Source organism: Methylobacterium sp. M6A4_1b (genome assembly GCF_053345175.1).
In genome coordinates this window covers 1-7,053 of sequence record NZ_JBKEZQ010000059.1, presented here as the reverse complement: position 1 = coordinate 7,053, position 7,053 = coordinate 1, and the positions used below count along the sequence as shown (strand labels likewise).

General features: G+C 62.6%; 6 protein-coding genes and 3 pseudogenes. All 9 read right to left on the bottom strand.

Annotated elements, in window-relative coordinates; translation table 11 throughout:
• The coding region (locus tag ACLBWX_RS22770; protein WP_447678298.1) for a transposase at positions 1-535 on the bottom strand (535 nt) is incomplete at its 3' end.
• 787 nt (positions 536-1,322) lie between these two features.
• A pseudogene (locus ACLBWX_RS22765) lies at positions 1,323-1,505 on the bottom strand (IS630 family transposase); the annotation flags it as partial.
• Positions 1,447-2,011 (bottom strand): annotated as a pseudogene (locus tag ACLBWX_RS22760) (transposase); the annotation flags it as partial. The pseudogenes ACLBWX_RS22760 and ACLBWX_RS22765, both read right to left, overlap by 59 nt.
• Before the next feature lie 137 nt (positions 2,012-2,148).
• Positions 2,149-2,292, bottom strand: a pseudogene (locus ACLBWX_RS22755) (integrase core domain-containing protein); the annotation flags it as partial.
• Positions 2,293-2,495: 203 nt separating this feature from the next.
• Positions 2,496-3,008, bottom strand: coding sequence for a GNAT family N-acetyltransferase (locus ACLBWX_RS22750; RefSeq protein ID WP_447679196.1), 513 nt, complete (start codon positions 3,006-3,008; stop codon positions 2,496-2,498).
• 578 nt (positions 3,009-3,586) lie between these two features.
• Positions 3,587-4,474, bottom strand: a complete 888-nt coding sequence (gene rfbA, locus ACLBWX_RS22745; RefSeq protein WP_447679195.1) for a glucose-1-phosphate thymidylyltransferase RfbA — start codon at positions 4,472-4,474, stop codon at positions 3,587-3,589.
• Entirely contained in the window at positions 4,471-5,406 is a 936-nt protein-coding gene (gene rfbD / locus ACLBWX_RS22740; protein WP_447678177.1) for a dTDP-4-dehydrorhamnose reductase, read from the bottom strand. Before rfbD ends, rfbA begins: the two co-directional genes overlap by 4 nt.
• Before the next feature lie 5 nt (positions 5,407-5,411).
• A complete protein-coding gene (gene rfbB, locus ACLBWX_RS22735; RefSeq protein WP_447678178.1) occupies positions 5,412-6,476 on the bottom strand; it encodes a dTDP-glucose 4,6-dehydratase in 1,065 nt (354 codons plus the stop codon).
• A gap of 130 nt (positions 6,477-6,606) precedes the next feature.
• Positions 6,607-7,053, bottom strand: a 447-nt coding sequence (gene rfbC, locus ACLBWX_RS22730) for a dTDP-4-dehydrorhamnose 3,5-epimerase (RefSeq protein ID WP_447678179.1), incomplete at its 5' end; no start/stop codon positions are given.

Below are 7,053 nucleotides of genomic sequence, written 5' to 3'. Positions count from 1 at the left end.
CGGACGGCGGCGGCGGATCTTTCCCTTGATCGTTGCCGCCCTGATCCTTGGGCTTGAAGCTCTTGATCGACGCCCAGGCCTCGATCAGCGTGCCATCGACGCTGAAGTGGTCGCTGGACAGAAGCCGCCTGACCCGGGGCCGGGCCAGCACGGCGGCCAGGAACTGGGCCGCGATCTCACCGGCCAGGAGCCGGTCCCGGTTCCGGGTGAAGCTCGAATGATCCCAGGCCTGATCGTCGATGCCCAGCCCTACGAACCAGCGGAACAACAGGTCGAACTCCAGCCGCTCCATCAGCTGCCGCTCCGAGCGGATCGAGTAGAACGCCTGCAGGAGCATAGCCCGCAGCAGCATCTCGGGCGGGATCGACGGACGACCCATCCGAGTCGCATAGAGTGCCGAGAACGACCCGCTCAGGGCCACCAGCGCCTCGTCCGTCAGTTGCCGGATGGCCCGCAGAGGATGATCGGACCGGACCCGAGCTTCCAGGTCCACATACGAGAACAACGCCCCCGAACGCCGATCCGAGCCCCGCATCTGCCTTCCCCGTTTACTGCCAGGGAGCAGTGAATCATGCCAACCCCTGGCACGCCACGGACTTCTTCAACACCCTGCTAGGGCATTCCGGTGTTGGGTGGGAAATCCTGTCCGCGAGGGCATGCCCTCGCGGACAGGACTTTGCACTTCTCACAGAACGAGCAGCCGCGGCAAAATCCTACTATGCACAGAGCGATAATTTAGGCCGGATAATGAAAATACAATAGCCATAATCCAAGCTAAAAAAATTTTGAGCCTGTGATCTCCGTAGTGTTTTGGATGTAATCGAGGGTTAATTTAGTTCCTTTCATAATTACAGCATCGAGGATGCAGGGCATCCCGTGTTGCAGTCAGACACTCTCCCAACGCCCACGATGCTCGCCACTCACCCAATAGCTAAGCTGTTCTACCCATTATGAAATGGGGTCTTATGTCTCAAATTTCTGCTACGGTCTGCTCCTTCGCAATATCCCAATGCTGGAACATCGCTTAGCCCTGTTATTGCCACTATCGATCCGTGTAGAGGATAGCGGTCTCGGCAGCAGGTTTCCGGCATGAGGGACTTCCATGACAACCTTTTCGCGGATTGGGTTCGAGTTCCTTGTCAACACTCAAACTGACGGTTACCAGTTCAGCCCTACGATCATGGGCTTGGCGAATGGCGGCTTCGTAGTCTCATGGCAGGATAGTAGCGGCACGCTCGGGGATAGCGACGGCACGAGCGTCAAGGCGAAGGTGTTCAGCGCATCTCGCACATGCAGCTTGCAGCTGGGGCGGGCCATACGTTTTTGTACGTGGGGTCGCGTGCGTCGAGGAAGCTCCACAGGGTGCCGAGCCCCACAGTCAGATCGTGCTCGCCCCACAGTCGAGCACGCATCTACTCCAGGGTGATGTCGCCTTGTCCGTGGATCAGGCCGCGCAGAAACGCCTCGTGCGGATCGAGCTTCGAGCGGCGCGCCCGGCCTTGCGCGCTTATGGTTCACCTGCCAGCCCTCCCGTTGCAGCAGGATGTGCAGGCGCGGATAGCCGTAGCACAGCTGTGCAGCAGCGAGCTCCTTCAACCGCATCCGCGGCGCCCCCTGCGGATCGACGCGCTTGCGGTAGCGCTGAGACTAGCGGCCGAAACCAGTGGCTTGGCAGGCCCGACGCTCGCTGATGTCGTGGGCCACCTGCAGGTGACCACTGACCTCAGGGCAAGCGGCGGGCCTCACCACTAACCCTTGAGCACGTCCTGCAGCATGGAGCGATCGAGCGTCAGGTCGTCGACCAGCCGCTTGAGCTTGCCGTTGTCGTCCTCCGGCTGCTTCAGCCGCCGGATCTCCGGGAAGCCCATGCCGACGAACTGCTTCTTCCAGCGATAAAAGGTCGGCTCAGAGACGCCCATCTCGCCGCACAGACCTCGTCTACCGTCGCGCCGTTATCCGCCTGCCGCAGGGCAAAGGCGATCTGTTCATTTGTGAAGCGTTTGCGAGGCATGGCATCCACCCTCCTTCAGGGTTCAGGATGCCCGAAAAACTTGCGCTCAGCGCGGACCAGTTTGCTGGGTCAGGGTCAGGTCGCGTGACGAAGGCGGGTTGTGCGAGCGGCGTTGGGCTGCTCGGTTCCGTTGGCCAAATGACGACCTCTGGCGCAGGCGGGTGGTAGCCGAGCGATGAGTGCAGTCGGATGCTGTTGTAGTGCCGCCGCCATTGCTCGATCACGACGCTGGCCTCCTTCAGGGTGTAGAACACCTCGCCGTTGAGGAGTTCATCGCGCAGCGACCTCTGTCACCTCGATGGACCGGATTGCTTCAGCGACCTTACGGCCTTGCGAGACCAAGACATCAACCTGACGCAGCTTAGCGAAAATTTCTTCAGCCGTATGCTTCTTCCGTCCCGTGACAACATCCTCCACATGGCGCGAAGCCATACCTCAGGGATGACCACTTTTCAGGGGGCAGGCCACGAAACCAAAATAATACTCAAAGGACAATCCGCATTGTTGTTAATTCATTTTCTACTCTCTCTTGAATGAATCCAACCGAGGAATAGATCGAGTATGCAGAAATATTTGAGCTTTTCACAACCAGATAAATTTCGTTCAGCCCTCCAATTTTTGCAGCATTTAGCGCAAGCTTAGTCGCTTCTCGTGCCATGCCTTTTCCACGAGCCTGCTGAGAGCCAATTAGCAAGCGACCAAATTCTGCTCGCTTGTACTCCCATTCTACATTATATATTCCCACCATTCCTATTAGGCATCCAGAACTTTCCCGAATCACCCAATTGAAGTCGGTATTAGTACTATGTGTTCGAGCTAGCCATGATTCATGCCCTGCTTTATCGAAGCGGTGCTGGGTCAGGAACCAAGCCGCTATATAAGGGTCGTTCCTCCATTCTACAACTTCGTTTGTATGCTCAAAGTCTAAGGGAACGAGACTACAAATTTCTCCTTCATGACTGCTTCGAAGTACGGAGCAGCCATGGTCAGTACGCAACTTCGAATTCCCCACGAATTTTCTCCCCGTTATAAAATTCTGACGCAAGTTGGATTTATGTTTCAAACTTCATGCCTACTCAATGGCGTTTTACATCATGTTCGCTTTTTATATACTGAACATTCAATATTTACAGCAAATTGCAATGTATTTATTTCATAATCTGTCTTATAATAATTCTTTTCTCACCAATAAATGCATTTTATGCTTTTGATTAACTTTCTCATTTATTTTTTTGTTGACTAGATACGTGCATACCCCGCGGTGATCGCGGAGTTTTCGTGATCCATCCGAATATGCTATATATTCAATATAGCCGTCCACATAGTTAAGTATCGTTTGATGCTCGCTCTGATCATCGCTCTTCATAAGGTTTCTCTTTTGTTGTATTATGGGCATCATTGATTTTTAGACAAAAATATAGTGCAATTAATTATATTTAATGCCATAGTGACTGGATCAAAAATAAGAAAAGATTAGAAAATCAAAAATTTATATAGGGTTGAATATAAAGTTGTTGCTGCCGGTCCTACACGGCCATGAATGAGAAGATGATAATTTATTTGATACCTTGATTATCATATCAGGCGTTCGCTCTGGTCTTCCTGAGCGAGTTTGAGGAGGTTCTGTCCGTAGGCGGTCTTGGCGAAGAGTTTGCCGCGGGCGACGAGCTGGTCCTGGCCGATGAAGCCCTGCAGGTAGGCGATCTCCTCCAGGCAGGCCACCTGCAGGCCCTGGCGGTGCTGGAGCGTGCGCACGAACTCGGCCGCCTCCAGCAGGCTGTCATGCGTGCCCGTGTCGAGCCAGGCATAGCCGCGGCTCATGCGCTCCACGTGCAGTTGCCCGCGCGCGAGATAGGCCTCGTTGACGCTGGTGATCTCGAGCTCGCCCCGGGCCGAGGGCGTCACGCCGGCGGCGATGTCGAGGACCTGGTTGTCGTAGAAGTACAGGCCCGTCACCGCCCAGGGGCTCTCGGGCGTCACCGGCTTCTCGACGAGGCGTAAGGGGCGTCCGTCGGGGCCGAGGGTGACCACGCCGTAGGCCGAGGGGTCGTCGACGTGGTAGGCGAACACCGTGGCGCCGGTCTCGCGGGCGCGGGCCTGGGCCAGCATCTCGCGCATCCCCGAGCCGAAGAACAGGTTGTCGCCCAGAACCAGGGCGACGCTGTCGTCGCCGACGAACTCGCGCCCGATCAGGAAGGCCTGGGCCAGCCCCTCCGGCCGGGGCTGGAGCGCGTAGCTGAAGGACAGCCCGAACTGCTCGCCGGTGCCGAACAGGCGCTTGTAGTTGTCGAGGTGCTCGGGGCTGGAGATGATCAGGATCTCGCGGATGCCCGCCAGCATCAGCACCGAGACCGGGTAGTAGATCATCGGCTTGTCGTAGACCGGCAGCAGCTGCTTGTTGATCGACAGGGTGGCCGGGTGCAGGCGCGTGCCCGTGCCGCCGGCCAGAACGATCCCCTTCATGCCTGTGTCTCCGTCGTTGTCCGTTCGGGGCCGACCAGCCGGTCGAGGATGTCGTCCAGGGCCTGTTCCCAAGGCCGCGGCCTCAGGCCGTAGGCGGCCGTGAGGCTCGCCGTCGAGAGCACCGAATAGGCCGGCCGGCGGGCCGGGGTCGGGAAGGCGCTGGTGGGAATGGCGTCCACCGGCACCGCGCGGGCGCCGCGCCGGGCCGCGCCCGCCACGATGGCGCGGGCAAAGCCGCACCAGGTGGTGGCGCCCGCATTGACGAAGTGGTGCGTGCCGGTGGGCGCGCCGGGGTCGCGGGCCAGCGCCTGGGCGATCTGGGCCAGGCCGGCGGCGAGGTCGCCCGCGCTGGTCGGGCTGCCGTGCTGGTCGTCGACCACGCTCAGGCGCTCGCGCTCGTTCGCCAGGCGCAGCATCGTCTTGACGAAGTTGCCCCGGTGCGGGCTCATCATCCAGGCGGTGCGGATGATGGCGTGGCGCGGGTTGGCGCTGCGCACCGCGATCTCGCCGGCCGCCTTGCTGGCGCCGTAGACGCTCTGCGGGTCGACCGGCGTGTCGGGGGTGCAGGGGGCCTCGGTCCGTCCGTCGAAGATGTAGTCGGTGGAAACGTGCACGAGCGGGATGCCGGCCTCTGCGGTGGCCGCGGCGAGCAGTGCCGGTGCCACCGCGTTCAGGCTCCAGGCCGCGGCGATCTCGCTCTCGGCCCGGTCGACCGCGGTGTAGGCGGCCGCGTTGACCACCGCCGCGTAGGGGCGCGCGCCGAGAGCCGCCGCGATCGCGGCGGCGTCGGTGACGTCGAGGGCCGTGCGGCTCGGGGCGTGCAGGCGCGTGCCCGCGTCCCAGAGCGCCGGCGCCTGCAGCTCGGTGCCGACCTGGCCGGCCCCGCCGAGGATCAGGATGTCGCGCGGTGCGGCGTTCTCGGAGGCTGCCATCGGGCTCACCCCGCCTTCGGGGCGGTGCCCAGGCCGAGGCGCTCGCCGGTGTAGCGGCCCTCGCGGATCGGGCGCCACCAGGCCTCGTTGGCGAGATACCAGCGCACGGTCTCCTCCAGGGCGCGCTCGAAGTCCTGGGTCGGGTGCCAGCCGAGCTCGGCCTCGGCCTTGGCGGGGTCGATGGCGTAGCGCCGGTCGTGGCCGGGCCGGTCGGCGACATAGGTGATCAGCCGCGCGTGGGGGGCCTGCTCCGGGCGCAGGCGGTCGAAGGCGGCGCAGAGCGCCTGGACCACGCCGAGGTTGTTGCGCACCGCGCGCCCGCCGAGCAGGTAGGTCTCGCCGACCCGGCCCCGCTCCAGCACGGCCACGAGGCCGCGGGCATGGTCCTCCACGTGGATCCAGTCGCGCTCGTTCAGGCCGTCGCCGTAGACGGGCAGCGGCTTGCCCTCCAGCGCGTTGAGGATCATCAGCGGGATGAGCTTCTCGGGGAAGTGGCGCGGGCCGTAGTTGTTCGAGCAGTTGGTGACCAGGACGGGCAGGCCGTAGGTCTCGTGCCAGGCGCGGGCGAGATGGTCGGAGGCGGCCTTCGAGGCCGAGTAGGGCGAGCGCGGGTCGTAGCGGCTCGCCTCGGTGAAGAAGCCGTCGGGCGGCAGCGAGCCGTAGACCTCGTCCGTGGAGACGTGCAGGAAGCGGAAGGCCGCCTTTTCGGGTCCCGCCAGCGTCTCCCAGTGGCTGCGCGCCCCGTCGAGCAGGACCTGGGTGCCGACCACGTTGGTGCGGATGAAGGCGCCCGGATCGGTGATCGAGCGGTCGACGTGGCTCTCGGCGGCCAGGTGCATCACCGCCTCGGGCCGGAAGTCGGCGTAGAGGGCGTGCACGGCTCCCGGATCGCAGATGTCGGCCTCCACCAGGCGGTGGCGCGGGTCGTCCGCCAGCGGCTGGAGCGAGATCGGGTTGGCTGCGTAGGTGAGCGCGTCGAGGGTCGCCACTTCGTGCCCCAGATCCTGCACCAGGTGCAGCACGAGCGCCGATCCGATGAAGCCGCAGCCGCCGGTGACCAAGATGCGCATGGGATGACGGGTCTCTCGTGAGGCCGGATCGATGGACGATCCGGCGATGGGGTGATGCGGCGGGACCGGCGCCGGCCGGGCCGTTCGCCGCAAGAATCGTCCGCCGCAAGAATCGTCCGCCGCAGGAGCTTCAGAAAAGCGGCGGAAGATCGGCCAGGCGCGGGGCGACCCGGTCCTTGGCCGAGAGCTGGGCCTCGGCCTCGCTCACCGGCCAGGCGATGGCGAGCGCCGGATCGTTCCAGAGCAGGCCGCCGTCGTGCTCGGGGCTGTAGACCCCGCCGGCGACCTTGTAGGCCACCATGGTGTCGGGTTCCAGGGTGCAGAAGCCGTGCCCGAAGCCGACCGGGATGTAGAGCTGCTCGCCGCCTTGCGCATCGAGGCGCACGGCCACGTGCCGGCCGAAAGTGGGCGAGGCGCGGCGCAGGTCGACGGCGACGTCCAGGATGGCGCCGGAGAGCACCCGGATCAGCTTGGCCTGGGCCATGGGGGCGCGCTGGAAGTGCAGGCCGCGCACGGTGCCGCGCGGGGCGGAGAAGGACTGGTTGTCCTGGACGAACACGTCCGCGATGCCGGCGCG